Annotated in this window: 25 protein-coding genes and 1 riboswitch; of the genes, 9 read left to right on the top strand and 16 right to left on the bottom strand. The window is 64.8% G+C overall.

Going from position 1 to position 26,822, the window contains the following annotated elements; genetic code table 11:
- Window positions 1-72 precede the first annotated feature (72 nt).
- From AB0366_RS09165 to AB0366_RS09155, 3 genes are read right to left on the bottom strand one after another with little or no spacing between them, the layout of a single operon-like run.
- Window positions 73-1,263, bottom strand: a complete 1,191-nt coding sequence (locus AB0366_RS09165) for an FAD-dependent oxidoreductase (RefSeq protein ID WP_366243569.1) — start codon at window positions 1,261-1,263, stop codon at window positions 73-75.
- The gene (locus AB0366_RS09160; RefSeq protein ID WP_366243568.1) at window positions 1,260-2,651 is read right to left on the bottom strand and encodes a cytochrome P450; all 1,392 of its coding nucleotides are present in this window, start codon (window positions 2,649-2,651) and stop codon (window positions 1,260-1,262) included. Before AB0366_RS09160 ends, AB0366_RS09165 begins: the two co-directional genes overlap by 4 nt.
- 23 nt (window positions 2,652-2,674) lie before the next feature.
- Window positions 2,675-2,995, bottom strand: a complete 321-nt coding sequence (locus AB0366_RS09155) for a 2Fe-2S iron-sulfur cluster-binding protein (protein WP_121871829.1) — start codon at window positions 2,993-2,995, stop codon at window positions 2,675-2,677.
- Between the two features lie 97 nt (window positions 2,996-3,092).
- Here AB0366_RS09155 and AB0366_RS09150 point away from each other — a divergent pair, with 97 nt between their 5' ends.
- Window positions 3,093-4,118, top strand: a complete 1,026-nt coding sequence (locus tag AB0366_RS09150) for a helix-turn-helix domain-containing protein (RefSeq protein ID WP_366243567.1) — start codon at window positions 3,093-3,095, stop codon at window positions 4,116-4,118.
- 8 nt (window positions 4,119-4,126) lie between these two features.
- On the opposite strand, the gene AB0366_RS09145 is transcribed toward AB0366_RS09150, so the two are convergent.
- The 3 genes from AB0366_RS09145 to AB0366_RS09135 are packed head-to-tail and all read right to left on the bottom strand — an operon-like array spanning window position 4,127 to window position 8,234.
- Window positions 4,127-6,016, bottom strand: a complete 1,890-nt coding sequence (locus AB0366_RS09145; RefSeq protein ID WP_366243566.1) for a galactan 5-O-arabinofuranosyltransferase — start codon at window positions 6,014-6,016, stop codon at window positions 4,127-4,129.
- A 5-nt stretch (window positions 6,017-6,021) separates the two neighbouring features.
- A complete protein-coding gene (locus AB0366_RS09140) occupies window positions 6,022-6,786 on the bottom strand; it encodes a decaprenylphospho-beta-D-erythro-pentofuranosid-2-ulose 2-reductase (RefSeq protein ID WP_121871831.1) in 765 nt (254 codons plus the stop codon).
- Complete coding sequence (locus tag AB0366_RS09135) at window positions 6,783-8,234, bottom strand: FAD-binding oxidoreductase (protein WP_366243565.1); 1,452 nt, start codon at window positions 8,232-8,234, stop codon at window positions 6,783-6,785. The genes AB0366_RS09140 and AB0366_RS09135 overlap by 4 nt, the downstream gene beginning before the upstream one ends.
- A 116-nt stretch (window positions 8,235-8,350) precedes the next feature.
- Here AB0366_RS09135 and AB0366_RS09130 point away from each other — a divergent pair, with 116 nt between their 5' ends.
- The gene (locus AB0366_RS09130) at window positions 8,351-8,800 is read left to right on the top strand and encodes a GtrA family protein (RefSeq protein WP_230596179.1); all 450 of its coding nucleotides are present in this window, start codon (window positions 8,351-8,353) and stop codon (window positions 8,798-8,800) included.
- A gap of 173 nt (window positions 8,801-8,973) precedes the next feature.
- On the opposite strand, the gene rfbC is transcribed toward AB0366_RS09130, so the two are convergent.
- Both rfbC and rfbA read right to left on the bottom strand, forming a co-directional pair.
- Window positions 8,974-9,558, bottom strand: a complete 585-nt coding sequence (rfbC, locus tag AB0366_RS09125) for a dTDP-4-dehydrorhamnose 3,5-epimerase (protein WP_366243564.1) — start codon at window positions 9,556-9,558, stop codon at window positions 8,974-8,976.
- A complete protein-coding gene (gene rfbA, locus AB0366_RS09120) occupies window positions 9,555-10,427 on the bottom strand; it encodes a glucose-1-phosphate thymidylyltransferase RfbA (protein WP_366243563.1) in 873 nt (290 codons plus the stop codon). Before rfbA ends, rfbC begins: the two co-directional genes overlap by 4 nt.
- A 225-nt stretch (window positions 10,428-10,652) precedes the next feature.
- Here rfbA and rfbB point away from each other — a divergent pair, with 225 nt between their 5' ends.
- The 5 genes from rfbB to AB0366_RS09095 all read left to right on the top strand — a co-directional run bounded on the left by rfbB (window position 10,653) and on the right by AB0366_RS09095 (window position 15,441).
- The gene (gene rfbB / locus AB0366_RS09115; protein WP_366243562.1) at window positions 10,653-11,657 is read left to right on the top strand and encodes a dTDP-glucose 4,6-dehydratase; all 1,005 of its coding nucleotides are present in this window, start codon (window positions 10,653-10,655) and stop codon (window positions 11,655-11,657) included.
- 23 nt (window positions 11,658-11,680) lie between these two features.
- Window positions 11,681-11,831, top strand: a riboswitch (cobalamin riboswitch).
- A 100-nt stretch (window positions 11,832-11,931) separates the two neighbouring features.
- Window positions 11,932-12,903 (top strand): ABC transporter substrate-binding protein, encoded by a 972-nt coding sequence (locus AB0366_RS09110; RefSeq protein WP_366243561.1) that lies wholly within the window; start codon window positions 11,932-11,934, stop codon window positions 12,901-12,903.
- Window positions 12,903-13,985 (top strand): iron ABC transporter permease, encoded by a 1,083-nt coding sequence (locus AB0366_RS09105; protein WP_366243560.1) that lies wholly within the window; start codon window positions 12,903-12,905, stop codon window positions 13,983-13,985. The genes AB0366_RS09110 and AB0366_RS09105 overlap by 1 nt, the downstream gene beginning before the upstream one ends.
- Window positions 13,985-14,752 carry an ABC transporter ATP-binding protein gene (locus tag AB0366_RS09100; RefSeq protein WP_366243559.1) on the top strand — a complete coding sequence of 256 codons (768 nt, stop codon included), beginning with the start codon at window positions 13,985-13,987 and terminating at the stop codon, window positions 14,750-14,752. The genes AB0366_RS09105 and AB0366_RS09100 overlap by 1 nt, the downstream gene beginning before the upstream one ends.
- Window positions 14,749-15,441, top strand: a complete 693-nt coding sequence (locus AB0366_RS09095; protein ID WP_366243558.1) for a hypothetical protein — start codon at window positions 14,749-14,751, stop codon at window positions 15,439-15,441. The genes AB0366_RS09100 and AB0366_RS09095 overlap by 4 nt, the downstream gene beginning before the upstream one ends.
- Here AB0366_RS09095 and AB0366_RS09090 read toward each other — a convergent pair.
- Genes AB0366_RS09090 through AB0366_RS09070 form a run of 5 tightly spaced genes read right to left on the bottom strand, consistent with a single transcriptional unit; the run spans window position 15,438 to window position 20,971 of the window.
- Window positions 15,438-16,274, bottom strand: coding sequence for a glycosyltransferase family A protein (locus AB0366_RS09090; protein WP_366243557.1), 837 nt, complete (start codon window positions 16,272-16,274; stop codon window positions 15,438-15,440). The genes AB0366_RS09095 and AB0366_RS09090 overlap by 4 nt on opposite strands.
- Window positions 16,271-16,738: a GtrA family protein gene (locus AB0366_RS09085; protein ID WP_366243556.1), complete on the bottom strand. Its 468-nt coding sequence runs from the start codon at window positions 16,736-16,738 to the stop codon at window positions 16,271-16,273. Before AB0366_RS09085 ends, AB0366_RS09090 begins: the two co-directional genes overlap by 4 nt.
- A complete protein-coding gene (locus AB0366_RS09080; RefSeq protein WP_366243555.1) occupies window positions 16,735-17,676 on the bottom strand; it encodes an NAD(P)-dependent oxidoreductase in 942 nt (313 codons plus the stop codon). Before AB0366_RS09080 ends, AB0366_RS09085 begins: the two co-directional genes overlap by 4 nt.
- Window positions 17,673-18,704: a glycosyltransferase gene (locus AB0366_RS09075; RefSeq protein ID WP_366243845.1), complete on the bottom strand. Its 1,032-nt coding sequence runs from the start codon at window positions 18,702-18,704 to the stop codon at window positions 17,673-17,675. Before AB0366_RS09075 ends, AB0366_RS09080 begins: the two co-directional genes overlap by 4 nt.
- A gap of 14 nt (window positions 18,705-18,718) precedes the next feature.
- Window positions 18,719-20,971, bottom strand: coding sequence for a hypothetical protein (locus AB0366_RS09070; RefSeq protein ID WP_366243554.1), 2,253 nt, complete (start codon window positions 20,969-20,971; stop codon window positions 18,719-18,721).
- 191 nt (window positions 20,972-21,162) lie between these two features.
- Here AB0366_RS09070 and AB0366_RS09065 point away from each other — a divergent pair, with 191 nt between their 5' ends.
- Together AB0366_RS09065 and AB0366_RS09060 are read left to right on the top strand one after the other, a co-directional pair.
- A complete protein-coding gene (locus tag AB0366_RS09065; protein ID WP_366243553.1) occupies window positions 21,163-22,140 on the top strand; it encodes a DUF418 domain-containing protein in 978 nt (325 codons plus the stop codon).
- A gap of 168 nt (window positions 22,141-22,308) precedes the next feature.
- Entirely contained in the window at window positions 22,309-24,201 is a 1,893-nt protein-coding gene (locus AB0366_RS09060) for a glycosyltransferase (RefSeq protein ID WP_366243552.1), read from the top strand.
- On the opposite strand, the gene AB0366_RS09055 is transcribed toward AB0366_RS09060, so the two are convergent.
- From AB0366_RS09055 to AB0366_RS09045, 3 genes are read right to left on the bottom strand one after another with little or no spacing between them, the layout of a single operon-like run.
- Window positions 24,202-25,065, bottom strand: coding sequence for a TylF/MycF/NovP-related O-methyltransferase (locus tag AB0366_RS09055; RefSeq protein ID WP_366243551.1), 864 nt, complete (start codon window positions 25,063-25,065; stop codon window positions 24,202-24,204).
- A gap of 51 nt (window positions 25,066-25,116) precedes the next feature.
- A complete protein-coding gene (locus AB0366_RS09050) occupies window positions 25,117-26,028 on the bottom strand; it encodes a glycosyltransferase family 2 protein (protein ID WP_366243550.1) in 912 nt (303 codons plus the stop codon).
- On the bottom strand, window positions 26,012-26,818 hold the full coding sequence (locus tag AB0366_RS09045; protein ID WP_366243549.1) for an ABC transporter ATP-binding protein: 807 nt from the start codon (window positions 26,816-26,818) through the stop codon (window positions 26,012-26,014). Before AB0366_RS09045 ends, AB0366_RS09050 begins: the two co-directional genes overlap by 17 nt.
- Between the last annotated feature and the right edge of the window lie 4 nt (window positions 26,819-26,822).

The following is a 26,822-nucleotide window of genomic DNA, read 5'->3' as shown; positions in this document are numbered from 1 at the left end:
ACTCGAACGACCTGGGTCACACGGTGAGGATCGCTGGCTCCCAGCGAGGTGGTGGTGGCGGTCGTCGAGTTCCTATCCGACCAATTCGGCGAGTTCGACTGTGCAATGCTCGGCGATCTTCTTCTTGCTGTTCATGAAATCGCGCGGACGGTTGATGCAGTCTGCGGCGATGAGTTGGCCGCTGCGGAGGTAGTAGCAGGTGAAGTCGCGATCGCGCTCCGGGTCGCCGTTGATGACGACCTCGTCGTATCCGGTGTTGAGGCCGGCGATCTGAAGCTTGAGGTCGTACTGGTCGGACCAGAACCACGGAAGCGCGGTGATGGTGGCGGACCCTCCGGTCATGGTCGATGCCGCCACCTTCGCGTGTTCGATTGCAGCGGAGACGCATTCGAGGCGAACGCGTCGGGAGTAGCGTGGAACCTCGAAGAAGGCGCAGTCACCGGCGGCGACGATGTCGGGATCGTTGGTGCGTGCTCGATCGTCGATGACGATTCCGTTCTCGACGGTGATTCCTGCCGATTCGGCGAGCTCGGTGTTGGGCACGATGCCCACGCCGATGACGACCAGATCTGCCGGTAGCGTGTCTCCGCCGGCCAGCACGACCTCGCGCACGTGGCTGTCTCCGCGGAACTCCTCCACGAGGGCCTGCGTTCGAATCTCTACGCCCGCCTCGCGGTGGATTCGGGTGAAGAACTCCGAGACCACCGGCGCGGTGACGCGTTCCAGAACACGCTCCGCGGCCTCGACGACGGTGACATCGAGACCCGATGCCCGGAGGGACGCTGCCGTTTCCAAACCGATGTAACCGCCGCCGACGACGACTACCCGTGTGCCCGGCGTCGCGGCCGAGCGTAGCGATGCGGAGTCGGCGGCGGTGCGCAGGTAGTGGATGCCCGCCAAATCTGCTCCAGGAGTTGCCAATCGGCGAGTTCGCGCACCGGTGCACAGGGCGAGCTTGCTGTACGACTGCGTGACTCCGGTATCGAACGTGACCGTGCGAGCCTCACGATCGATGCTGCTCACCGAACCATCGACCAGCTCGATGTTCTGCTTGTCGTAAAAGTCCGCACCGCGGATTGCCAGAGCCTCCAATGTGGAGGTGCCGGCCAGATAGGCCTTCGACAACGGGGGACGTTGGTAGGGCAATGTCCCCTCGTCACCGATGAGAACGACATCCCCGGACCACTTTTCGCGCCGCAGATGTGCGGCGAGCTGAGCGCCGGCGTGGCTGGCGCCGATGATCACCGCACGATCGGTCGTCACTGCGCCTGCACTTTCGGGGTAAGCGTGACCATCACCTTTGCGATACCCCGCACGAAGTTCGATTGAACGTATTCGGGTTCACCGACCACCTCGATGTTCTCGAAGCGAACCAGGAGTTCTTCCCAGAGGATTCGGAGTTGCATCTCGGCGAGCCTGTTGCCCATGCACCGGTGCACGCCGAACCCGAACGCGATGTGGTTGCGGGCGTTCTTGCGGTCGATGACGAAGTCGTCCGGCCGATCGAACACGCGCTCGTCGCGGTTGCCGGAGGCGTACCACATGACCACCTTGTCGCCCTTGCGGATGAACTGGCCGTTCAGGATGGTGTCTTCCTTCGCGATCCTGCGCATGTAGGCCAGCGGGGTCTGCCAGCGGATGATCTCCGACACCATGCCGGGCACGAGATCAGGATTCGCCTTGAGCTTCTCGAACTGATCGGGAAACTCGTTGAGCGCCAACACTCCACCGCTCATCGAGTTACGTGTGGTGTCGTTACCGCCGACGATGAGCAGGGTGAGATTTCCCAGGAACTCCAGCGGCCGGTCGATGAGGTCCTTCGTGTCGTCGTTGGCTTGCAGCAACGAGATCAGGTCGAAGCCGGGCTCTTCTCCTGCTGCTTTCCGAGCGGCCTTGTCGTGCCAGAGAGCGCTCAGCCCCTTGGCCGCGTCGACCATGGCACCGAACACCTCGTCGTTGTCCGAGGGGCCACCGTTCGTCTGTTCCATTGCCGTCGCCAGGTCCGACCACTCGACGAGCTTGTGTCGCTGCTCGTACGGGAAATCGAGCAACGTCGCCAGCATCCGTGCCGTGAGTTCGACGGACACCGTGCGAACCCAATCGAACGGCTGGTTCACGGGAAGGTCGTCGAGGACTTCCTGAACCCGGGACCGGATCAGGTCCTCCATCTCGCGGAGATTTTTCGGGGCCACCACCCCTTGGACCGCGGCGCGCTGAGAGTCGTGACGCGGGGGGTCCATCGCGATGAACATGGCGATATCCATGAAGCGCGGAGGCTTGCCGATGATGATGAACGGCTCCGCCGAGAACACCTTGTGGTTCTTGTCGACGGCGATGATGTCGGCATGCCGGGTGACCGACCAGAACGGCCCGAACGGGCTGTTCGGCTGGAAGTGCACCGGCGCTTCGTTGCGGACGCGCTCGAAGTACGACTTCCAGAGCCCCTGGCGGTACAGAAACGGGTTACTCAGGTCGATATCGGCGAGATCGACGTCGTCGACGGGCGGTATGGGGGTCTCGGTGAACATGACCTGGCCGTCGGTGCGGGTCACGATCCGGCGCGTCTTGTCGTAGAGGTGCGCGCCGCGGATCTGCAGTTCCATCGGGATGACGGATCTCGCGGTGGTCGCGACGGTGTCGGCGATACTCATAGCTCTCTCCTCCGGTCCGCAGGTCAGATCTGGAATTCGGGAACGCGAACGGTCAAGCCGTCCCAGGATTCGCGCGCGGTCATCTGGCACGACAGCCGAGATGTCGGTTCACGCTCGGGGTTCATGGCGAGCATGTCTTCCTCGACCTCGTCGTTGGTGCCGACGACGTCGCTCCATGCGCTGTCGACAACGACGTGACAGGTTCCGCAGGCTGCTTCGCCGCCGCAGTCCCCGTCGATACCCGGGATGGCGTTGTCGACGGCGATCTGCATCAGGGATGTGCCCTCGGTCAGCGGTGCCTCGTGCTTCTCGCCGTCGTGCGTGACAAAGGTGACGTCGGCCATGGTGTTCTCCTCGCTGAGTAACTGTGTTCCAAGTCTCTCTGCGACGGGGTTCCCGAACCAGGCTCGAACGCGTCGTTTTGTTGTTAATTTGGCTCACGTGGGAGTCGTGGAGTCCGGAGTGCCCCCGCTTGCCTTCGCACAGCTGCTCGGCAGCGGCGCGCTGGGCGAGCGGGCCGACGCGGCGTTCCGACGCATCTTGATACGTGACGGCGTCAGCATGACGGAGCTGGTCACCCGCGACGGCCAGGTGCCGCTGCGGTGGTTTCGGGAGGTGTACCCGGACCTCGACCGCCAACAGGGGTTCCGGCTCGGCGCGACGTTCGCGCGATACGTGCAGCCCACGTCGTTCGGCCGACTCAGTCTTCCGCTGATCAGTGCCGGATCGGTGGCAGAGATGGTCGAGTTGCTCGAGTTCCTCCCTCTGATCTCCACGGCTCTCGCCGTGCACATCCACCACACCGATCGAGGGTTGACCATCGGACTCGCCGGGCGCACGGGGGACGACGGGCTCGACAGCATTGCTGTCGCGTACGGCGGTTCGTGCCTTCTTCGTTTGATCGGCATGCTCGCCGGCTCCGCGCACGCGGTCGAACTTCACCTCGATATCCCGGCCCCGGAGCGGGATACGCTCGACGACGACGAGATCCGGAGCATCGTCTTCGATGCGCCGTCACCGTTCGTCTTCGTGCCTGCGGCCATCCTCGCCGAGGCATGCCGGTTCTCCGATTCGTTGTCGTATCAACTCGGGATCGCGGAACTGAAGAAGGCTGTCGACGGCCGTCGTACGAAGTCGTACACGGACACCGTGCGCGCGCTGTTCGACACCGACCGCGACTGCACGAACTGTGCGCACTGTGCGCGGAAAATGGTCATCTCGACCAGTACCCTCAAACGGAAACTCGGCAACGAGGGAACCACGTTCCGTGCGCTGCGCCAGGCGTTCCTTCAGGAGCGCGCGACCGTGCGTCTGCTCGACAGTTCGGTGACGGTAGGGGAGATCGCCGCCGAACTCGGCTACAGCGACGTCGCCAGTTTCTCGCATGCGTTCACGCGATGGACCGGACGCTCACCGCGGGAATTTCGAACTCACACAAATAACCGAGGTAATGCGGTCGACGACTGACGGCACGTTCAACTCGTGCGCACCACCAGCGCGAAGGGTCCGATGTCGGTCACGGTGAAGCGGGGATCCTCGAACAACGACTGAGGGAAGGTGACGGTGTAGCGCCGCACGTTGGGGTCGTTCGGGTAGACGTCCTCGGCCAGGCGCAGGGTGTAGCCGTCGGCACCGCGGCGGAACAGGAAGGCGTCGGGCGCACGCCACTGGCTGGTATTCAGCGCGTCCACCAACTGATCGGGCGTCTCGAGCTCGGTCCACTGCTCGATGGCCTCGGCCCGCTGATCGAACTGCGCCAGTGGGTTGGCGTAGTGCGAGGTCAGTCCCTGGAAGCCGAAGTACGGGTAGTAGCTGAGGAAAGACGTGTCTGCGGTCAGTACGACGGTCTCGTCCCGCGGACGCTGGGTCTGTTCGGTCAGGGCGGCGTCGACCTCGCGGTAGTACGAGACCGCGCTCGGTGGACGCATGTCGGCGCGGGTGCCGTCACCGTCGGTGTCGGAGTACGCGACGGTGATCTCGGTCTGCAGTACCTGGGGGATGTTCTGCGCGTAGGTCATGGCACCGATGGCCGCTACGACGACAGCCGCGATACGGAACTTCGGGGGCTCATTGATGGCCTGATAGATCGCGTGGCTGCCTTCGAGGAAGCCGAAAACGCCTGCGCTGCCCAGTAATACGATCAGCACGGCTTCGAGACGGAACGAGAGCAGGGTGGTGCCCGCCGCCGTCGCGGCCATGGACAGCAGAGTCCACAGGTAGATCGATACGACGCCGACGCCGAGTGCCTGCGCTCGGCGTGAGGACGAGAACCGCACCGCAACCCACACTGTGCCGATGAGGCACAGCACGCCCATCAGGGAGAACTCGAACATCGGGAAGGGAAGCGTCGCACCGGCTTCGGGCAGGTAATGCAATGCCGTGCCGGAAGTGGACGGTGCGCCGCGCAGGAAATCGACGAGGTACGGCAGCCACACGGTCGCGGCGATGAGGCCCGAAATGGCAGCGATCGCGGCGACCTTGATCGCGATGGGAACCAGTACTTTCCAGGACTTTCGCTCGCGATAGGCGAGGACCGCGGCGAAGAGTGCCATCAGTACGACGGTGAACGCCGCCAAACCGAGATACAGGGTGTAGAACGTCGCGGCCAGGCCGAGGAAGAGTCCGGTGCCGACCACTGCTCCCCACCCGCCCGATGCGCTTCGGTGCAGCGCACCCCACGCGAGGACGAGTGCCGGAGCGAAGAGCATCACGATCACGGCGCTGTATGCCTCGGGGGAGGCGTGGGCGACGACGAGTGCGGTGGTGACGGCGCTGACGGCGACGGCCCAGTCGGCTCGGATGAGGGCCTTCCACAGCACGAACGACACGACAGCGGTGACGGCGAGCAGCCCGATTGCGTAGGGCTTGAACACTTCCCAGCCGTCCATGCCCAGCAGGTTGCCGACGCGTCCGCCCAGCCAGAACCAGCCGGCCGGGTAGAACGGCGGGATATCGGCATAGGTCATGTCGCGCAACGACGCCGAGTCCGTCAGCCGCGTCAGGTATTCGGTACGAAACTCCTGGTCGACGGAGATGCCGAACAGGTAGAGCTTGGTTGCAGCCAGCGGCATCCCGAGGGTGACGGTGACGAATCCGCTCAGCCCGACCCACGCCGCGAGCCGAGCGATCCACGGCCACTTGTGAATCCGGTACAGGTAGATCGACGCGGCGAACAGTGCAGCGGCAACCACCTGGCCGAGCGTCGTGATGGCGCGAGTGACGTTGGACGAGTTGAACGCAGGCCACTGAACCAGTGAGAAAGCGTACAACCCGACCGTCGCCACCACGACTGCGACAAGAACACCGGCAGCGATCTCGCCGACGGCAGAGGCGGTTCTGCGAGCCGGTGCAACCCCGATTGTCATCGAAATCAGATGGGCAGCTTGCGGAAGATCGGCCGCGGTACGTGCCGCAGCACCATCATCACCAGACGCCACGGAGCGGGAGTCCAGATGAGCGGGGTGCCCTTGCGCGACGCGTTCACCGCGAGCTTCGCGATGACCTCCTTGTCGACCGTCATCGGGGCTTCCTTGACGTGCGCGCTGAACTTGGTGCGCACCATGCCCGGGCGAACGACGGTGACCCGAGGTCCGAACTCGCGCAGCGCTTCTCCGAGTCCGAGGTAGAACCCGTCGAGTCCGGCCTTGGTGGAGCCGTAGACGAAGTTGGAGCGACGTACCCGCTCGCCTGCCACCGAGGACATGACGATGATGCGGCCGTAGGCCTGCGCCTTCATCTTCTCGCCCAGCAGCACGCCGACCGAGACGGAGGCGGTGTAGTTGATGTTCGCGGCGAGTACGGCCTTGCGCTGGTCCTGCCAGAGCTGCTCGGCATCGAAGTCGACGGCGAAGGCGACGATGGCGACGTCGACGTCACCCTTGGCCCACGCGGCGTCGATCACCTTGGGATGCGAGGCGGTGTCGAGTGCGTCGAAGTCGATGACGTCGACGGCCTTCGCGCCCTTGGCCGTCAGCTGTGCGACGGCGCTCTCGCGAAGCGGATCGTTCGGCAGCGCGGCGAGGATGACACGTGCCGGTGACTTCGACAGGTACTCCTCGGTGATCGCGAGACCGATCTCGCTGGTGCCACCCAGAACCAGAATCGTCTGAGGGTTACCGACGGCATCTATCGTCACAGCAGTTCCAACCTTCTTGCCATATCGGAGGCGAAAACGCCTGTGGGGTCAACGGATCGGCGAACCTTGATCCATTCGTCGATTCGCGGGTACATCGAGTGGAAGGTCTCGGCGTCGGTGCGCGAGTCCTTCGCGGTGTAGAGACGGCCACCGAATTCGAGAACCCGCTTGTCGAGCTCGCGGACCATCTCGTTGAGACCTGCCTTGATCGGGAAGTCCATCGCGACGTTCCAACCGGCCATCGGAAAGCTCAGCGGCGCTTTGTTTCCCGGCCCGAACAGCTTGAAGACGTTCAGTGCCGAGTACTGGCCCGAACGCTGGATGAACCGGATGATGTCCTTGAACTCTTCGAGCGCCTCGGTCGGAACGAGGAACTGATACTGCAGAAATCCCTTGGGGCCGTAGCCTCTGTTCCACTCACCGACGAGGTCGAGTGGGTGGTAGAACTGCGTGAGGTTCTGCACCTTGCCGGTGTAGTTGCCCCCCATGCGGTAGTAGGCCTCGCCGATCATGCTCATCGACAGCTTGTTCAAGCCGCTGATCGGAAAGACGTCCGGCACTGTCAACAGCTGAGGTGCGTCGAACTTGAGTGGATCCTTCTGCAGCTTCGCGGGAAGTTCGTCGAACTTTGCCAGCGAGCCGCGAGTGATCGTCGCGCGGCCGAGCTTGGGCGGGCCGCTCATGACGTCGAACCACGCGCTCGAGTACGTGTAATTGTCTTCGGTTCCGTCCTGGTGAGCGGCGACGGTCTCGTCGAGGCTCTCGGTACGGATGCCGTCGTTGATGAAATAGGCCGTTTCCGTCGGCGTCATCTCGATCGTCGCGCGCAGGATGATGCCGGTCAGGCCGTTGCCGCCGACCGTCGCCCAGAAGAGTTTGGCGTTCTTGCCCGACGGCGTCAGGTGGCGGATCTGACCGTCCGCGGTGAGCAGTTCCATCGAGCGGACGTGGTTGCCGAAGCTACCCGCGCTGTGATGGTTCTTGCCGTGGATGTCGCAGCCGATGGCACCACCGATCGTGACCTGGCGCGTACCCGGCAGCACCGGTACCCACAGTCCGAACGGCAACGCCGCCCGCATCAGCTGGTCGAGGCTGACGCCACCGTCGAGATCTACGATGCGCGTCGACGTGTCGATGCTGTAGATGCGGTTGAGTGCCGTCATGTCGATGACGAGGCCGCCGGAGTTCTGCGCGTTGTCACCGTACGAGCGGCCGAGGCCGCGAGGGATGACACCGCGTCGCAGGTAGGACGGCTTGGAGTCGTTCTGCTCGGCGACCTGCTTGACCGCGTTCGCGATGAGCTCGGGGTCGGAGGTGGCGAGCACCTCCCCGGTCGAGCGCGCGGTGCGGCCGAATCCGGAGATTGTGCGGGTCTGCGTGGGTAGCGGCGCAGTGTTCCCTGCCTGTGGTTCCAGGGGGAAGAGTGCGTCGTCGGCTGTCGTGGACATCGCTCAAGAGGGTACCCGCACCGCAGCAGCGGCTAGTGTCAGTCCTCGTGTCCACCCCCGACCGCTCCGCAGAAGAAGGCTCGACGGACGACGACTGGTCGCCCCAGGACGAAGAGTTGCAGCATCACGTCCCGCTGCCCGTCGAGCTGCCGCTGACCGAGAACATCGCCGACGCGGCCCTCGATCTCAAGACGCAGGTGCTGCGGTTCCTGGCGACGGGTGTGCTGTCGGCGATCGTCGACCAGGGCGTCAACCTGATCCTGCATTTCGTGTTCGGCGTCGGTGTGACGCTGGCCAAGGCCATCGGCTTCGTACTCGGAACGACGACGGCCTATCTGATCAACCGCCGCTGGACGTTCAATGCGGCTCCGTCACGGGCCAGGTTCTTCGCCGTCGTCGCGCTGTACGGCGTCACCTTCGCCGTCCAGGTCGGCATCTACACCTGGCTCTACCAGGCTCTTCCCGACGGCTTCTGGTACGCCAACGTGGCCTTCGTCATCGCGCAGGGCACGGCGACGGTCATCAACTTCCTCGTTCAGCGATTCGTGATCTTCAAGATTCGCTGAGCCTCGGGGTTGGCCCCCTGGGTTCGCAAACGCGGGTTCGCCCCAGGGTTTCGCAAACGCGCGCGCACTTGCTGAACGCGCGCATTCTCGTCAGCGGTCAGGGGCGATTCTGCGCGCGCCTGACGAATGCGAGCGCGTTTGCCCGATCCGGCGTCGCCGCCTCGTCCCGCCGCTCACGAAAAGTCCGGCAGGTCTCCGCGTTCGAGGGCTTGGGCGAGGGTGGGGGCGGCTTTGTCTTTGTCGGAGAGTTCATAGGTCAACGCCGATCCGTCGCGGGCGGTGGTGGGCCAGTCGATGCCCAGGGCCGGGTCGAGGGGGTTGATGTCGCGGTCCAGGGCCGGGGTGTACTCGAGGCTGCACAGGTACATCACGGTCGAGTTGTCCTCGAGGGAGAGGATGGCGTGGCCGAGGCCTTCGGAGAGAAAGACTGCTTTGCGGTCGATGTCGTCGATCAGAACCGACTCCCACTGCCCGAACGTCGGTGACCCGACCCGCAGATCGACGATCACATCCAGGAAGGCTCCGCGGGCGCAGGTGACGTATTTCGCCTGCCCGGGCGGGTTGCTGGTGAAGTGAATCCCGCGCAGCACCCCGGCGGCGGAGACCGAGCAGTTCGCCTGCAGCAGGTCCAACGACCGCCCGGTCGTCTCCTCGAAGAGGCTGGCTTTGAACCATTCGAAGAACACACCGCGGTCGTCACCGAACTGACGTGGGGTGTACTCGTAGGCACCGGCGATGCTCAGCTCACGAAAGGTCATCGGTTCCCTCGGTCGATCAGATCCAGCAGGTAGCGGCCGTACCCGGACTTGACGAGTGTCTCCGCGCGGACGCGCAGTTCGTCGTCGGTGATGAATCCGCGTCGCCACGCCACCTCTTCGGGGGACCCGATTTTCAATCCTTGGCGTTGCTCGATGGTCCGGACGTAGTTGGAGGCGTCGAGGAGGGAGTCGAAGGTGCCGGTGTCGAGCCAGGCAGTACCGCGCGGCAGGACTTCGACTTGGAGGCGGCCGGCCTCGAGGTAGTGACGGTTGACGTCGGTGATCTCGTACTCCCCGCGCGCGGACGGCTCGAGGTCGCGGGCGATGGCGATGACGTCGTTGTCGTAGAAGTACAGGCCCGGGACGGCGTAGTTCGATTTCGGGACGGCAGGTTTTTCTTCGAGGGAGATGGCTTTCCGGTTCGCATCGAATTCGATGACGCCGTAGGCGGTGGGGTCGGAGACCTCGTACGCGAATACTGCTCCGCCGTCGATGGTGTCGAAGCGGGACAGTTGGGTGCCCAGGCCGGGGCCGTAGAAGATGTTGTCGCCCAACACCAATGCCGCGGAGTCGGTGCCGATGTGCTCGGCCCCCAACACGAACGCTTGGGCGAGGCCGTTCGGCTCGTGTTGGACTTTGTAGGTCAGTTCGATGCCGAATTGGGAGCCGTCGCCGAGCAGGCGGGTGAATTGGTCTGCGTCCTGGGGTGTGGTGATGATGAGGATCTCGCGGATCCCGGCCAGGATCAGTGTCGAGAGCGGGTAGTAGATCATCGGTTTGTCGTAGACCGGGACCAGCTGCTTGCTGACGCCCATCGTGATCGGATGAAGACGCGAGCCCGTGCCGCCCGCCAGAATGATTCCCCGCATGACCGCGAAGTCTTCCAGACCCTCCGATCACCCGCTCGGTTGTGCTGTTCCAACGCGTACGGGATTCGAAGGGCAACTTTCACTCCACTCGAAGGTCTCATCGCCGGGAACCTCCCCGCTGGGGCGTCGAGTGGAGCATCCCGTGTAGCGACACCCTCACCGGAGTGGCCTGTGGACCAAGACATGAACAGCCCGCACGAGCCTCCGCCGGTAAAGTGCCTGTTCATGAGAATTCTCGTCACGGGTGGGGCCGGGTTCATCGGCGCGAACTTCGTACATCAGACCCTCGCGCAGCGCCCCGACTCCCAGGTCACCGTGCTCGACAAGCTCACCTACGCAGGCAACAAGGCCTCCCTCGACCCGGTGGCCGATCGCATCGACTTCGTCCACGGAGACATCGCCGACGCCGACCTCGTCGACCGCCTCGTGCGCGAGACGGATCTGGTCGTGCACTTCGCCGCCGAATCTCACAACGACAACTCGTTGACCGACCCGTGGCCGTTCGTACACACCAACGTCATCGGCACCACCACCCTGCTCAACGCGGTCCGCGAACACGACGTCCGCTACCACCACATCTCCACCGACGAGGTCTACGGCGATCTCGAACTCGACGACCCGGCGCGGTTCACCGAATCGACCCCGTACAACCCGTCGAGCCCGTACTCGTCGACCAAGGCCTCGAGTGATCTGCTGGTGCGTGCCTGGACCCGCTCGTTCGGCGTCCGGTCCACCATCTCGAACTGCTCGAACAACTACGGCCCGTACCAGCACGTTGAGAAGTTCATCCCGCGTCAGATCACCAACATCCTCAGCGGCTCCCGCCCCAAGCTCTACGGGGCAGGTCAGAATGTGCGCGACTGGATCCACGTCGACGATCACAACAGCGCCGTCTGGGCCATCATCGACGGCGGCCGCATCGGCGAGACCTACCTCATCGGAGCCGATGGCGAGGCGAACAATCGCACCGTCCTCGAAGCGATCCTCGAGGAAACCGGCAACGCACCCGACGCCTTCGATTTCGTCACCGACCGCCCCGGCCACGACCTGCGCTATGCCATCGACTCGACCAAGCTGCGTACCGAATTGGGTTGGACGCCAACCTATGTCGACTTCCGCGCCGGCCTGAAAGCCACCATCGACTGGTATCGCGACAACGAACAGTGGTGGCGACCGCAGAAAGACGCCACCGAGGCCGTCTACGCGGCGAAAGAGTCCGTACTGCCCTGACCGACACGGGAGGCGCGCTCACACGGGTTCGACACGGTGATGCATACTGCGAGGCGAACACAAGCAAGCCAGTCGCAATGGGGGAAGCCGGTCGAAATCCGGCGCTGACCCGCAACGGTGGGCCACCGACACAGGTGGCGAGCCCGATTACCCAGCGACCGGTGTGCGACACACCTATTCGTCGTGGTCTACGAATCGGCAGTCCTGCGCGTGGCTGCTTCGTGCTGCGCACCCGACTTTCATTTCGTGGCTCTGAGCTCGAAGTGAGGTCCTCATGTCACGCTCCGCCTACATCGCCGTTCTCTGCGCGGCTGTCCTGCTCGCCGGGTGCTCCCGCGGTGACGCCCCCGCCGATGCAGCGCAGACAGCATCGTTCGATCAGCCCGTCGAGGTGACGAACTGCGACATCGTGCAGCGGTTCGATGCCCCGCCTCAGCGCATCGTTTCGATGAACGACCACGTCACCGAGGTCCTCATCGAGATGGGCGTTGCGGATCGGATCGTCGGGATGGGGTATCGCAATGCCGTTCCGACACCGGAGACGGCCGACGAGTTCGCGTCGATAGACGGCCTCGCCGACGAGTATCCGACCAAGGAGCAGATCCTCGACCTGGCCCCGGATCTCGTCGTCGGCGGCATGCGCAGCGCGTTCGACGACAAGGAAGGTCGCTCGCGGGCGTCGTTCGCCGAGCTCGACATCCCGACGTTCCTGTTCTCCGAATATTGCGGCACAGGTCTCGCCGATATCGGCATGCTGGAGACGGACTACGCGCAACTGGGCGACATCCTGGGTGTGGCCGACGCGGCGCGGGGCATCACCGACGGCGTGATCAGCGGGCTCGCCGAGATCGACGACGCGCTCGCCGGCGTCGCCCCCGTATCCACGTTCTTCTACGACTCGGGCGAGAGCGAGCCCACGACAGTCGGGGGCGTGGGCGTCGGGCAACTCATTGCCGATCACGCCCGAGCCGAGAACATCTTCGTAGAGGGAGACCGGCCGTACGTGGGTACGACGTGGGAACTCGTCGGCGAACGGGCCCCCGAGGCCATCGTGGTCCTCGATTACGGCGACACGTCCGCGCAGGGCAAGATCGACTTCTTGAAGAGCCAGCCGATCATGGCGACGACGCCTGCCGTGCAACAAGACAACTTCGTGGTCGTTCCGCTCGACGACTTCTTCCAGAGTCCGCGGCTCGTCGGAAGCGCCGAGACCATTGCGCGCGCACTGCATCCCGATCGCTTCTGATGAGCGCGCTATTGGACAGACCCGCCGCCGTCGCAGTCCGGAGCACGCGATCGTCGCGCACCGGCTACGCCGTGATCCTGCTCCTGTCGTCGGCAGTGTTGCTGGCATCCATTGCGGCGGCCGTCTCGTTCGGGTCGGTGCGCATTCCGATCGGCGACGTGTGGGCCATCGTCGCTCACCGGCTCGTGCCAGGCGCGTTCGAATCGTGGTGGACCGAGGCGCGTGCGGCGATCGTCGTCGATTCGCGGCTCCCACGGTCGTTGACCGCCGCGGTGGTCGGTGCGTCCCTCGCACTCGCCGGCGGTGTCGCGCAGGCGGTTACGCGAAATCCGTTGGCCGATCCGTACCTGCTTGGCGTGTCCTCGGGTGCAGGTTTCGGTGTCGTAATGGTGATGACGCTCGGCATCGGCGCGGGTGCACTCGGCGCGTTCACCGTGCCTGCGGCCGCGTTCGTCGGTGCGCTGATCCCGCTGTTCCTGGCGCTCGCGATCGGCGGTCGATACCCACACTCGACGGCGATCGTCCTGGTCGGTGTCGCAGTGGGCAGTGTGTTCACCGCTCTCATCACTCTGACGCTGCTCGTGTTCGCGGACGAGCGAAGCCTGAGCGCTGTATTGCATTGGCTCGCCGGGGGTTTCGGTGATGCCCGCTGGTCGACTCTCGTGTTCCCCGTGCTGGCGTTGATCGGTGTGGGACTACTCGTCTCGATCAGCGCGCCCAGGATGGACCTGCTCAAAACAGGTGACGACGGAGCGGCCGCGCTGGGGATGAACGTACGCCGGTTCCGAATGTTGCAACTGCTGGCCATCTCCCTGCTGGCGGGTGCAGCGGTATCGGTCAGTGGCGGAATCGGATTCGTCGGCCTGCTGGTGCCGCACCTCGCCGGATACGTCGTCGGCTCCCGTGCGGTCAGGCTGCTGCCCGTGGCGGCGTTGTTCGGTGCGATAGCCCTCGTCGGCGCCGACACGCTCGCGCGCTCGATCACGCAGAGCACCGAGGTCCCGGTAGGAGTGATCACCGCGCTCGTCGGCGCACCGATCTTTGTGTTCATGCTGTATCGCCGCTACGCACGGGAGATCTGATGCGGCTGTCCGTGCGGGAGTTGTCCACGCGATTCGGGTCGCGAGAGGTACTGCGCAGTGTGAACTTCGACGTTGCTCCCGGTGAGGTGCTCGGTCTCGTCGGCCCGAACGGGTCCGGGAAGACGACAGCACTGCGGTGTTGCTATCGAGCTCTGACTCCCTCTGCCGGAACAGTTCTCGTCGACGGCGTCGATGCGCACACCATGAAGCGATCGGAGCTGTCGCGGACTGTCGGCGTCGGAACTCAGGAGCCGCAGGCATCGGTCGGTCTGACCGTCCGGGAATCCGTAGCGCTCGGCCGCGTGCCGCACCGCGGTTGGTTCGACCGCCCCACCTCGTCCGACGACGACATCGTCACCGCAAGTATGGACCGCGTCGATCTGCTCGCGTTGGAGAATCGCGACGTCGGGTCACTCTCCGGCGGTGAGCGGCAGCGGGTGTCCATCGCGCGCGCCCTGGCGCAGCGGCCGCAGATACTGTTGCTCGACGAGCCGACCAACCATCTCGACCTACGGCAGCAGTTGATCGTGATGAATGCGGTTCGCGACCTGGCCGCGGACGGGTTGGCCATCGTCGTGACCGTGCACGATCTGCGGCTGGCGGTGCAGTATTGCCACAGTCTGGCTGTCCTGGACGGTGGAGCCGTGGTGGCGTCGGGACCGACCACCGATGTTCTCGACGATCGGTTGCTCGCCGACGTGTTCGGCATTCGCGCGACCGTCCGTACAGGACCGCCGCCCGCCATCGACATTCACGGGTTGGCATGAACATCTACGCGCTTGCAGCGCAGCGAGTTCCGAGTGTGCAGCAGTACCTCGACGGGCCGTTCGATCTCTGTGCGACGGTCATGCTCGACGGCGAGTGGTTGCGGGCGCGAGTCGACGACACCGGCCGCCGGTGGCAGTGCACCGACGCGCGAGTCAACGGGACTCTGTGGTGGTATTCGGCCAGCTCGACGATCGCGTTCGTTGCCATCGCCGCAGCGATGGTCACGGGTGAGTCGGCAGATCCACGACTGGATGGTGCGCGTTGCTTCCTGCGGCCGGACGGATACCTGGGCGGAACGGTGTCGGACAGAGTTATCGAGGTCTCGGCATTGCCCGAGGCATTGACCGAGACGTTCACCGGCATCGTCGACGCGTTGGCGGCGGCCTCGGGGGCGCGCAGGCAAGCGCTGTGGGCAATCGCCTCGGATTCGATCGCCAATCGAAGCGTGGATGTGGCTGTGGCGCTGGGTGATCAGGTGCTAGGCAGCGACTTCGCAGCATGGCTGATCGGGGAGATGGCCGCTACGCTTCCGAAGCCGCGCTTCGTCGACGTCGGTGGACGACGCTTCACGCAACGTTGCTCGTGCTGCCTACTCTACGAGACGGGCGGAGCAGACAAGTGCACCAGCTGCCCGCGTCGATCGCCGTCGGACAGGTTGCGGGGTCTCGAGGCCGCCGCGCGACACTAGCTACTGCGCGACATCCGATGGCGCAGCAGCAGATACACCGCGCGACGCATGAACGACGTCATCAGCGCCTTGGCGTTGCCGATGCGAACATCGTTGTCGGACAACAGGCTCGGGTCACTGGCCTGCAACGAGCGGTGGAAGTCCGCGGCCTGACGTGCCTGCTGTGTCGCCAGTTCCACGCTCCACTGCCCCGAGTTGATGCGGAACGACGCCAATGGCTCTGGGATGGCCACGATGTCGCCGCGAAGGGCGACGGCAATGAAGGTGGCCTGGTCGATCAGGTAGGGATGACTGTTGTCCCACAGTCCGATTTCGCGGAGTTCCGCGAGCTTCATCATGACGCCGCCGGGTTCGCCGAAGATGTTGGCACCGGCCCGAACTGCGGTTCGGGCGGCGACTCGGCCCGAGACCGTGCCGTGGAGTCCGCCGAGCCCGCGGGCGGCGATGACGGTCTTGCCGTAGGCGTCGATCAGCGTCCGCTGCGAGGCGACCAGAACGGCGGACGGGTTGTCGTCGAATGCCTGTACCTGGATGGCCAACGCGGTGGGCGCGATGGTGTCGTCGCCGCACACGAGTTTGATCAATTCTCCCGTGGCCTCGGCGGTCACGCGATTCCAGTTGGCTTGCGCGCCGCCGCCGGTCGGGGTGGTCAGGAGGCGGATCCGTGGGTCGTCGTACTTCTGTGCGACGGCGAGTGTTCCGTCGGTCGACGAATGGTCGGCGATGACCAGCTCGAAGTCCGTGAACGTCTGGGCGAGAATCGAATCGATGGTCTCGGCCAGATACTCGGCGTTGTTGTACGCGGGAACGACTACGGAAACACGGGGCGTCATGATGTGGGGGCCTGGCTCTTTCTGCGAAACGAGAAGTCGCGGTAGCCGAAGAAGCTGACGACTGCCATCACTGCTGTGACGACCAATTGTGAAGGAATGGGCGGGAAGTGGAAGACGGACACGGCGATCGTCATCAGCGAGATGTTGGCGACGAACGCGCCGAAGTTCACGACGAAGAACCGCATCAGGTCGCGTAGGAAGTGCCCCCGCACACGGAACACCAGGTACCGGTACATCGCGAACGCGCACAGCACGTTGCAGAGATAGCCGAGCACGATCGCGGCGTGGTAGCCGTACTGCTCACCGATCAACAACTGCCACAGGATGAACCATGCAGTACCCAATGCGGTGTTGACGCCGCCGACGAGCAGGAACGCGATCTTCTGATTCTTGACGATGCGCATCAGCGGCCCCGGCGCGCCGTTCATGCCTGCCGGGGGAGTAGGGGTTTGTGGTTCGGTCATCGACCGGCCCCCAATGCCTGACGCGTCGCGAACAGGGTGGAGGCGATGCCTGCGGGCAACGTTCGGTGCGTTCGGCGATCGATCTGCGGCCAGACCGTCGACCGAAGCCGTAGATCGCGACCTTGGAACACCGCGAGTGGGGACGCCGCCAGCACCACGTTCGGTCGACGGCGGAACACCGTCCGGCACGCTCCGAGGATCGAGCCGATGGTGACGGCCTCACCGGAGGCGAAGATCTTGATCGTCGGCGAGAGTCGTTGCGTGGCAGACATGGCGAGGGTGTCGGCGACCATCTCGGCCGCGTCGGACACGTACAGGTAGTCGCGCAACGTGTCCATCGGCACGTAGATGGAGACGGGGGAGGCCATGAGGTATCCGCGGCACAGGTGCGAGATGAGGCCCTGCGGTTTGGCGAGGTTCTGCCCTGGCCCGTAGAGGTTCGCGAACCGGCCGATGGCCACGTTGATGCCGGTGCGTTCACCGAACTCGGTCGCGATGGCCTCGGACTGCAGCTTGGCGAAGCCGTAGTCGCCCAACGGAACCGGGTTCGTTCCCTCGTGATGCGGGGCCCCGGTCGCGCCCGCGTAGACGCCTCCGGCGGATGAGGCGAGGAACACGGTTCCGGTGCCCGCGCGGTCGGCGGCGACAGCCTCGATGCGCGCCAAGACGGTTCGGATCAGGCCGTTCTCTTCGGCGAACTGCGCTGCGCTGGTTCCGTTCACACCCGCGCCCGCGGCCCAGATCACGTTCCACGTACCGTCGGCGAAAGAGTCGAAGAATTCCGAACAGCGCTGCAGCAGGGCCTGTTCGGCAGAGGCTGTGTCCGCCCACGGGATGGTGCTGGTGTGCACCCGATGTCCGCGACGTCCGGCCTCCCTGGTCACCGCAGCGCCGAGTAGTCCGCCGCTGCCGACGATCCACGTGTGCGTCGCGGTCACGCCGGCGGTGCAGGTTCGGTCGATGGCTCAGTACGACCGAGCGGGCCGTTCCCCGGATCGGTGACGATCAGGTACGGCGGCTTGCCCATGGCGGTCTTGACGTTGACGCCCACGTACTCGGCCACCACCCCGAGGGAGAACAGTGTTGCCCCGAAGCCGAACAACAGAATCACCATCGTCGACGCCCAGCCCTGCACCTCGGATCCTGGATCGAACGCGAAGTACGACACCAGCACGTAGGCCACCAGAATCAGGCCGAGTACCGCGAAGGCGATGCCTATGAAGCTGACCAGCCGCAGGCCCTTGGTGCCGCTCGAGAGCACCATCCGCCAGAAGTGCGAGAGCAAGGTGCGCAGTCGGTAGCCCGATCGACGGTCCACCTCTTCGCGCAGCGCCACCGGGCTGGTCGTGACGTCGCCCGCTATCCACCCGAGCGCGATGTCCAGGTACGCCTCGGAACCGGCGTAGGCGGCGACGGAGCGACCGACCTCACCGAGCACCAGGCGATAGCTCTGATAGTCGACGGTGTTGTCCCCGGCCAGGGCCTTGGCGATCAACCATTTCGCGCCGCGAGAGGCGGTATTGCGCCACAGTCCATGCGGTGCGACATTGGTCGGCTTGGCGTAGACGACGGTGGACTGCTGGTCGAGGGCGGTGTCGAGCATGCCGCCGATGGCCGCCGGGTCGTGCTGGCCGTCCTCGTCCATCGTGACGATCCATTCGCCGCCGCTCGACGCCATGCCGGCGAGGGTGGCGGGGTGCTGACCGAAATTGCGGCTCAGCCATACACCGCGAACGAAGGTATGCGCAGCGGTCAGCCGCCTGATCACCGCAGCGGAATCGTCGGGTCCGTGATCGAAGACGAGCAGAACTTCCTCGACGATCATCGGACGCCCGACGGGGGTATGTGTCACCTGCGTCAACGGAAGAATCTCGTCCATCAACGCGCTGAGGGTCCGCTCACCTTGGTAGACCGGCACCACGATCGAGATGCGGTGCGGATCAGCAGCAGCAGCAGCGTCGGACATCACGAGGTCTGAGCCTAACTGCTCTTGGCGTCACCATCGAACTCCGGCGCGGCAGGGCTTCTGCGTCGTCGCACATCGAGCACCACCAGACCGACCAGCAGCATCACCCCGCCCGCCATCGCGGCCAGTCCGAGTCGTTCGCCCGGCGGCCGGAAGGTGATGTGCAGATCTGCGTTCTCGGTGCCGGGCGGCAGGTCGACGTAGAGGAAGATGTCGGCCAACCCCTTCGTCTGCAGCTCTTCACCGTTCAGCGTCGCGGTGTAGCCGGGCCAGGCCAGACGCGAGAACACGACGCTGCCACCGTTCGGTGCGCTGACGTCGACGTGCTCCGAGTCCGCATCGGACGATCGGGGTTCTGCTGAGGCGTTCACGGTCGCGACGACGCGTCCCGACGTGGCGGGAATCAACCCGTCGACGCGTTCGAGGACGTAGATCTGGCGAGCGGACTCGGGCGTGGGAGCGGTCACCCACTGCCAGCCTGCGGGTGCGGGCCGGGAGTTCGCGAGCGGATACTGGTTCTTCTGCAGCACGATGCGGTCGAGTTGCATCAGGTCGGCATAGGTCCGGCCGGTGTACGGCTCGATTTCGAAGACTCGCTGGAAGGCGTCCGTGCAGGTCGATCCCTCGTGCTCGAAGCACAGCAGGTTGGCGAAGTCGAGATAGCCGACGGGGGTGTAGGCGTTGACGTAGTCCAGGCCCATGATCTTGGCGGAGTTGCCGTACACCTGGGAGTGCCAGGGCAGCCGGGGGTCGTCGGGTTCGTCGGCTTCGGTCTCGGTGAGTGCGCGGCTGCCGAGCTGCAGCGTCGCGCCCTGCCACTGCGGGAACTCGGCCTTGGCCTCGGATTGGGACGCCGGCAGCCACCACTTGGCGAACGGCGGTTCGTAGGTGGCCACCTGGTACATCGCGACCGGCGCGATGGTCACCAACAGCAGTGCCGCGGTGGCGCGAGTGGAGAAACGGTGGGCCAACAGCAGCGCGAGTGCTCCGACGAGCAGGATCACCAGCGCAGCGAGCACGTGGCGGCCGAAGATCTCCGGGCCCGACGAACCGGCGCGCAGCAGCAGCACCAGCGTCAGCAGACCGGCAGCGAGCAGCCGGGGCCGCAGCTTGTCGAGAGTTCCGTACCGGCTGATCAGAGTGACCACGAGAATCAGCGCGACGAGGGCGACGAACGGCAGGATGCGGGCGGGCCAGCGGATCGGCCCGATGTCGCTGGGACCTGCGGTGAAGATCAGGGCGAACGCCAACATGATCAGTGGGGCTGCCAGCTCGCGCAGGGCGGCGGGCACCCGACGCCAGGCGATGAACGCCAGCGCGGGCACCACGAACCAGGCGATGTAGGTGACCGGCGATTCGGTAGTCTCGCCCGCCCAGGATTCGATGCTCGTCACCGCCGTCGGGATGCTCGCGGTGAGCGATTCCGACCACGGTGCCGTCAGGAAGTTGTCGTTGAACGTGCCCTCGTCGCCACTACGCCAGGTGACAGCGGACGTGAGCACGCCGGGCAGGAAGGTGACGGCCCCGCAGGCCGCGGCAGCGATACCGACCGCGCACACCTTCAGCGCCGGACGCCACAGCCGCTGGAACAATCGTTCGCCGATCGCGACGGATCCGATCATCACTCCGGCCATCACTGCGGCGTGGACGTATCCCACGCTGATGGCGAGGTAGAGGAAGACGAACGGCACGATCGGGCCGGACCGGCCGCGGGCGTAGGACACCGAGCTCGCCCACGCGTTCATGATCCACGCGGTGCCCATCAGCGCGGTCACCCACGAGGTGTTCTCGAAGAACAGCGTGAAGCCGACGAACGGTGCGCTCGCGCCCGCTACCGCAGCCCAGTTCGCTCGCGCTCCGTAGGCGAGAGCGACTCGAAAGACGCCCCAGGCCAACAGAATCGAGAAGCCGAGTTTGACGACCGTGGCCAGCAGCACCAGGTTGTCGATCGACGGCGAGATGTAGTTGATCGCCATTTGCACGGGATTCCACAGGCCGCCCTGGCCCTCGACCGGGTAGTTGCCGGCCATCCACTGATCGAGCACCAGCGAGGGGAATTGCCCGTCGCGCATGATGCGTCCGAGCTGGAGCCAGTTGGGTACGGCACCCGATTCGGTGTCGTCGATGTAGAAGAAGCGGGGATCGACCCTGAGCACCAGGAGATAACCGAGGACGACGACTGCAGCGACCGCTGCTCCCCACGCGAGGCGCTCTCTCCTGCTGTCGGGCAGGGCGGCGCGCGCGATCTGTGTATCCGTGGGGGTCAAGGGTCAACTCCGTGAGTTCGGGCAAAGACACTCGACTGTATCTCTCGAGGTGTCCGGGAACCGAAACGTCGACGCGTGTGACCCGCAGTTCGCCGCCGGTCGATGAAACAGTGCACGATCATCCGAGCGAACGATCGAACTCATCCGCTCGGTCGATGCGCATCGACCCCCGAGACCGAAGAGTGTTCATCATGACTCGATATCACTTCATGGACTCGCTGCGCGGATTCGCGCTGTTCGGGATTTTGCTGGTCAATGTCCTGGACATCACCGAAATTTCCGCGACGAGTACAGGCCGGGCCATGCTCGATCACACGGTTCAATCAAGGTTCGTCCCGATCTTCACCCTGTTGTTCGGCGTTTCCATGTATCTGATCGCCGACGGTGCCCGACGCCGCGGTGTGGGTGCATGGCAGCCGCTGGTTCTTCGATTGCTCGGACTCGGACTGATCGGGGTGGTGCACTCGTTTGCGTACTCGGGCGACATTCTCCGCATGTACGCGATCGTCGGACTGCTCGTGCTGCCATTGGTCGTCTGGGCTCCAGCCCCGGTCAACGTAGTCGTCGGCGGTGCCTTGACCGTGGTGAGTTTCGGTTTCCTCGGCGGGGGAGTCGACTCGCTGCCGGGGCTGGTATTGGTCGGTGCGGGTGCTGCGCAGCTGGGAGTACCGGCGCTGATGGAGAAGTCTGTGGTTCCTGGGTTGGTTCTGACCTGCGCGGCGGGTGCGGGTGCGATACCGCTGATGATGTCCTATCTCTCGGCGGGGGCAGGCGATCCGCGATTCTCCCTCCCCGGTGCGCAAGCCGGTCTGGCAATGGCGTTGGCATACATCGGAATTCTGGCTCTCGCGTGGCAATGGGCACCGACCCGTGCTGCGCTGCGAGCGGTGTTCGATCCACTCGGCAAGATGTCCTTGACGAATTACGTTTCCGCGTCGTTCGTCGTTCTGGTGGCCGCCAGGGTGTTCGGACTGTTCGATGCAGATTCGGTGTACCCAGCAATGGGCGTTGCGGTCGTGTTGATCGCCACGCAGTCCGTGTCGAGCCGAATCTGGTTGTCGAACTTCCGCTACGGACCACTCGAATGGATCCTCCGGGCCGTCACCTGGCGAAGTCGGCCCCCTTTCCGTCGCGAGACTGCCCACGTTTCGACGACCAGCGCCGCATAAGGATCGACCGCGGGGCATAGTCGGATCTCCTGTCCGAACCGGACGAAGGAACTCGGCGCGGCGTGCATCGGACGGAACGGGATGGGCCTGTGCAACCATGGTCAGTGGTCTTCTTCTCGCCACGGCCGCACAGCGTCATTACTCGAACTGGATGGGAAACTTCTCGGTATGGACGGCACTGCTCTCGATCGTCTCGGCTCCGCGTCGAATTTGTCGGCTGTTGCCGGCGGTGACGGTGAGCCCGAACTGACAGTCCAGAGACTACTGTTCGACGGTCCGTCGCCCCTGGTCAGTGCCGATATGTACAGCTCTGTCGGCAAGGGCAATGCCGAGCGCACCCGCACGGGCGCTCGGATCGCCAAGCGCAGCGTGCTGCACACCAACAGCTACTTCGGACGGTTCCCGGCCAGCTACTGGCAGCGGTGGACCACCGTCACCGAGGTGGTGTTCCGGGCGACCGTCGCCGGTGCCGGTCGGATCGATCTGGTGGCCACCGATTACAAGGGTCACGAGCGCACGATGGCCAGTACAACGGTCGATTCCGCGAACGCGTCGACTCAGTTGGCGGTTCCCGTCGCCACCACGCAGTTCCTCGACGGCGGTGCGCTGTACGTCCGCTTCACCACCACATCGAGCGAGTTGTCGGTGCAGGACGCGGAATGGACCGTCGCCGCACCGGAGAAGCTGCGTCCCACCTCGGTGGTGATCTGCACGTTCAACCGCGCCGACGACTGCGCCAACACCGTTGCCGCCATGGCCGACGATCCCATCGCACTGCTCGGGGTCGACAACGTCTACGTCGTCGATCAGGGCACCGATCAGGTGCAGACGCGCGAGAAATTCCAGCGCGTCGCAGCCGAGCTAGGCAGCAAGCTCGTCTACATCACTCAGCCCAACCTCGGCGGCGCAGGCGGATTCACTCGCGGGCTCTACGAGGTGCAGGGCAAGGGCGGCGATCCGGCCAACGTGATCTTCATGGACGACGACGTGCTGTGCGAGCCCGAGGCGATCGTGCGGATGAACTCGTTCGCCAACATGACCGTCGAGCCGGCGATCATCGGCGCGCAGATGCTGTACCTGCTGCACCCCGATCGAGTGCATGTCGGTGCCGAGGTGGCGAACCTGCAGAAACTCGAAGCCGGAGTGCACGTCAAGAACGCGATCTCGGACAAGAGTGCGTTCAAGCGCAAGCGGCAGCAAGACGTCCGCGTCGACGCCGGCTACAACGGTTGGTGGTCCTGCCTCATCCCGTCCGAGATCGTCGGGCAGGTCGGCTACCCGCTGCCGCTGTTCTTCCAGTGGGACGACATCGAGTACGGATACCGTTCTCGTGCAAACGGATTCGCCACCGTGACACTTCCGGGCGCGGCGGTGTGGCATGCCGACTTCGCGTGGAAGGACTGGGACGAGTGGCACCGCTACTTCAACCTGCGCAACGGCATGATCACCGCGGCCCTGCACATCGAACTCGACGGGCGCGCGCTCGCCAAGCAGCTCTTCACCGACCTGCTGCGTTACCTGGTGTCGATGCAGTACGGCATGGCCTACACCCTGATCAAGGCCGTCGAGGACTTCCTGGCCGGACCTGAATACTTGCTCGACGGCGGAATGGACGCGGCCGGTTCCATCCGGCGCGAACGCGCTGCATACGGAGAAACCAAGCGCCACAACGCGAACGAGGTTCCCGGGGTGCGTCCGGCCGATATGTTCATCACTCCGGCAGGCCCACCGCCGAAGAAAAGCATGGAATTCGCAGTGCTGGCCAAGCGGATGCTCAATCAGTGGCGCGGCACGGTCAATCCCGGTCCGGTTGCGATCTCGGCCGACGACGCGCACTGGTGGCACGTCTCGCTGTTCTCCCACGCCATCGTCACCGATCGCTCGCAGGAAGGCGTTCGAGTTCGCAAGCGCAACAAGGCACATGCGGTCGAGCTGCTCAAGCGTGGAGTGACCGCGCTCAAGCGCCTGCGTAGCGAGACGCCGACGGTCGCCGCGTCCTACCGCGCCGCCGTTCCGCAGCTGACGAGCCGGGAGAACTGGGCTCGCCTGTACGGCCAGTAGCTATTTCGCGCGGACCTTCGGGGCCGTGCGAATGCGCACGACGACTTGCTCGTTGTCGGCGGTGTAGCCCAGGTAGTCGAACTCGGTGCCGGTGCGTGCGACGAATTCCGTCCACGCCCGGTACTCGTGGTTGCGCCAGCCGGGGAAGTTGAAGTACTCGTCGAACACGATGACGGTGCCGACGGCGAGTCGGTCGGCCACCAGATCCAGCACGGTGACCGTCGACGAGTACAGGTCTGCGTCCAGATGCAGAAACGCCAGCTTCTCGTGGTGACCCTTCAGGAAGCCCGGCAGAGAATCCTCGAACAGGCCGGGAACGATCTGTGCGCCCGGCACCTCGGGGATGGTGTCCTGCTCGAACAGTCCCTTCGGGAAGCCGGTGCGCCAGGTCTCGGGTAGGCCGGAGAACACGTCGAATCCGGCGACGACGGTGATGTCCTTACGTGAGCTCAATTCCTCGGCGATGATCTCGAGCGTCGTCCCGCTGGCCACGCCGAACTCGAGGGCCATGCCGCGAATGGAGACCTCGCCGAGCGCGAATCGCAGGGTCGCGTGGGGCCGCAGGAACGTCGGGGCCTGCGGCATCATCTCTTCGGCGAATTCGGCGCTCTGGGCGGCTGCTTCGACGTCGGACGCGTATGGAATGTCGCGACGCATCCGCATCTCTAGGCCGCGGATGAACGCGTGCAGATCGTCGATCTCACGCCGTTGGCGTTCGAGGACGTCGAGCAATTTCGCCTGCTGATCGTTGGTCTGCTCGGCCAGCTGGGCGGTCTGCTGAGCCAGAACCTCGCCGATCGCTCGTTGAAGCTTCTCCCGTGCCGACGACTTGATGCGATCAGCGAGCTTCCGAGGTTCCGTCATGGGCACACGGTAGCGGTATCACGCGGGTGCGCGCACCCCATGGCGGCAGCGTCAGGGCCTACGAAAGTGTTCCCGACGCCCCAGCCCGCGCAACCGGAACCATTCGGCCAGACCCTTCGGGTTGCGGGTGGTGATCAGGAAGAACCAGGTGAAGCGAATCCACTCCTGCGGCAGCAGCTTTCGCATGCCGGGCTGCGACATCAGGTAGCCGCGATTGCGGTACGTGAAGTAGCGCTTGGTCGCGTCCTCCGGGTACTGCGTGTGCATCCGGCCACCGAGGATCGGCTTGAACTCCTCGGCCCCGTTGGGATGGACGTAGGCGGCGGTGAGGCAGGTGCCGAACTTCAGGCCCGAGCGCTGCAGCCGACGATGCACTTCCACCTCGTCGCCGCGGACGAACAGGCGTAGATCCGGCACGCCCACCGCGTCGATCGTCGACGCCTTGAACAGAGCGCCGTTGAACAGTGAGGCTATGCCTTCGAGGAGATCGTCGTCCGGGTTCGCCGGGTCGATCAATTCGGACCGCAGCCGACGCCATTCGACGCCGCGGCGCAGCGGAAAGGCCAATCGGTCAGGGTCGGCGATGTCGCAGACGACCGGGGAGACCTCGTCGAGTCCGTGGGTGAGGGCGCAGTCGTAGAGGGTCTCGAGTACCTTCGGGCCCTCGGGCCGGCCGTCGTCGTCGGCGAGGAACACCCAATCGGCACCGAGGGAGAGCGCGTACAGAATCCCGAGCGCGAACCCGCCCGCGCCGCCCAGATTGTGCTGCGAGCCGAGATACGTCGTCGGCAGGTCGATCGATTCCACCAGTTCCCGTACGGCGGGCTCGTCGGCGTTGTCGACGACGACCAGGTGATCGAGCGGACGCGTCTGGGCACCGATCACGTCGAGCGACAGAGCCAACAACTCACGCCGCTTGTGCGTGACGATGACCCCGATGATCCGGTCAGGCACCCGCTGCATCTTCCCGCTCGATCTCCTTCAGGATCTGCGCGACGTGATCGCCCGCGTCGTTGCCCTCGTATGCCCGCACCACATCCTCGATGCCGCCCTGCTGCCGCACCTGGCCGTGATCGATCCACATCGCGGTGTCGCACAGCTGAGCCAGGAATTCGTTGGAGTGGCTGGCGAACACCAGGATGCCCGAGCGCTTCACCAGCTCCTGAAGTCGCAGCCGAGCCTTCTTCATGAACTCGGCGTCGACGGCCCCGATGCCCTCGTCGAGCAGCAGGATCTCCGGGTCGATGCTGGTGACCACGCCCATCGCGACGCGCACGCGCATGCCCGTCGAGTAGGTGCGCAGCGGCATGTCGAGGTAGTCGCCGAGTTCGGTGAAGTCGGCGATCTCGTCCATCTTCGCGAGCATCTGCTTGCGGGTCTGTCCCAGGAACAGGCCTCGGATGATGATGTTCTCGTAGCCGGAGATCTCCGGGTCCATACCGACGCCCAGATCGAACACCGGCGCAACGCGGCCGCGGATGGTCGCGCTGCCCCGCGTCGGCTCGTAGATGCCCGAGAGCAGACGCAGCAGCGTCGACTTGCCCGCTCCGTTGTGTCCGACCAGTCCGACGCGATCGCCGTCCTTCAGGTTCATCGTGATGTTCTTGAGAGCTTCCACGACGACGACGTCGGAGGAGTTGCGGTCGATCGCGCCACCGGCCTTGCCGAGGAACGCCTTCTTCAGTGACCGCGTCTTGGCGTCGAAGATGGGGAAGTCGACGCAGGCGTCGTGGGTGCTGATGCTGATGGACAACTCG

It is taken from the genome of Rhodococcus sp. NPDC076796 (assembly GCF_040702765.1).
Classification (GTDB): Bacteria; Actinomycetota; Actinomycetes; order Mycobacteriales; family Mycobacteriaceae; genus Rhodococcoides.
This window is presented reverse-complemented; position numbering and strand designations above follow the sequence as displayed.

What these genes read in the sequence shown, in the direction of transcription:
- AB0366_RS09160 (WP_366243568.1), bottom strand. Translation starts at nt 2,651, where the DNA reads ATGAGTATCGCCGACACCGTCGCGACCACCGCGAGATCCGTCATCCCG.
- AB0366_RS09155 (WP_121871829.1), bottom strand. Translation starts at nt 2,995, where the DNA reads ATGGCCGACGTCACCTTTGTCACGCACGACGGCGAGAAGCACGAGGCA.
- AB0366_RS09145 (WP_366243566.1), bottom strand. Translation starts at nt 6,016, where the DNA reads ATGACAATCGGGGTTGCACCGGCTCGCAGAACCGCCTCTGCCGTCGGC.
- AB0366_RS09135 (WP_366243565.1), bottom strand. Translation starts at nt 8,234, where the DNA reads ATGTCCACGACAGCCGACGACGCACTCTTCCCCCTGGAACCACAGGCA.
- rfbC (WP_366243564.1), bottom strand. Translation starts at nt 9,558, where the DNA reads ATGACCTTTCGTGAGCTGAGCATCGCCGGTGCCTACGAGTACACCCCA.
- rfbA (WP_366243563.1), bottom strand. Translation starts at nt 10,427, where the DNA reads ATGCGGGGAATCATTCTGGCGGGCGGCACGGGCTCGCGTCTTCATCCG.
- rfbB (WP_366243562.1), top strand. Translation starts at nt 10,653, where the DNA reads ATGAGAATTCTCGTCACGGGTGGGGCCGGGTTCATCGGCGCGAACTTC.
- AB0366_RS09110 (WP_366243561.1), top strand. Translation starts at nt 11,932, where the DNA reads ATGTCACGCTCCGCCTACATCGCCGTTCTCTGCGCGGCTGTCCTGCTC.
- AB0366_RS09105 (WP_366243560.1), top strand. Translation starts at nt 12,903, where the DNA reads ATGAGCGCGCTATTGGACAGACCCGCCGCCGTCGCAGTCCGGAGCACG.
- AB0366_RS09100 (WP_366243559.1), top strand. Translation starts at nt 13,985, where the DNA reads ATGCGGCTGTCCGTGCGGGAGTTGTCCACGCGATTCGGGTCGCGAGAG.
- AB0366_RS09095 (WP_366243558.1), top strand. Translation starts at nt 14,749, where the DNA reads ATGAACATCTACGCGCTTGCAGCGCAGCGAGTTCCGAGTGTGCAGCAG.
- AB0366_RS09090 (WP_366243557.1), bottom strand. Translation starts at nt 16,274, where the DNA reads ATGACGCCCCGTGTTTCCGTAGTCGTTCCCGCGTACAACAACGCCGAG.
- AB0366_RS09085 (WP_366243556.1), bottom strand. Translation starts at nt 16,738, where the DNA reads ATGACCGAACCACAAACCCCTACTCCCCCGGCAGGCATGAACGGCGCG.
- AB0366_RS09075 (WP_366243845.1), bottom strand. Translation starts at nt 18,704, where the DNA reads ATGTCCGACGCTGCTGCTGCTGCTGATCCGCACCGCATCTCGATCGTG.
- AB0366_RS09065 (WP_366243553.1), top strand. Translation starts at nt 21,163, where the DNA reads ATGACTCGATATCACTTCATGGACTCGCTGCGCGGATTCGCGCTGTTC.
- AB0366_RS09060 (WP_366243552.1), top strand. Translation starts at nt 22,309, where the DNA reads ATGGACGGCACTGCTCTCGATCGTCTCGGCTCCGCGTCGAATTTGTCG.
- AB0366_RS09055 (WP_366243551.1), bottom strand. Translation starts at nt 25,065, where the DNA reads ATGACGGAACCTCGGAAGCTCGCTGATCGCATCAAGTCGTCGGCACGG.
- AB0366_RS09050 (WP_366243550.1), bottom strand. Translation starts at nt 26,028, where the DNA reads ATGCAGCGGGTGCCTGACCGGATCATCGGGGTCATCGTCACGCACAAG.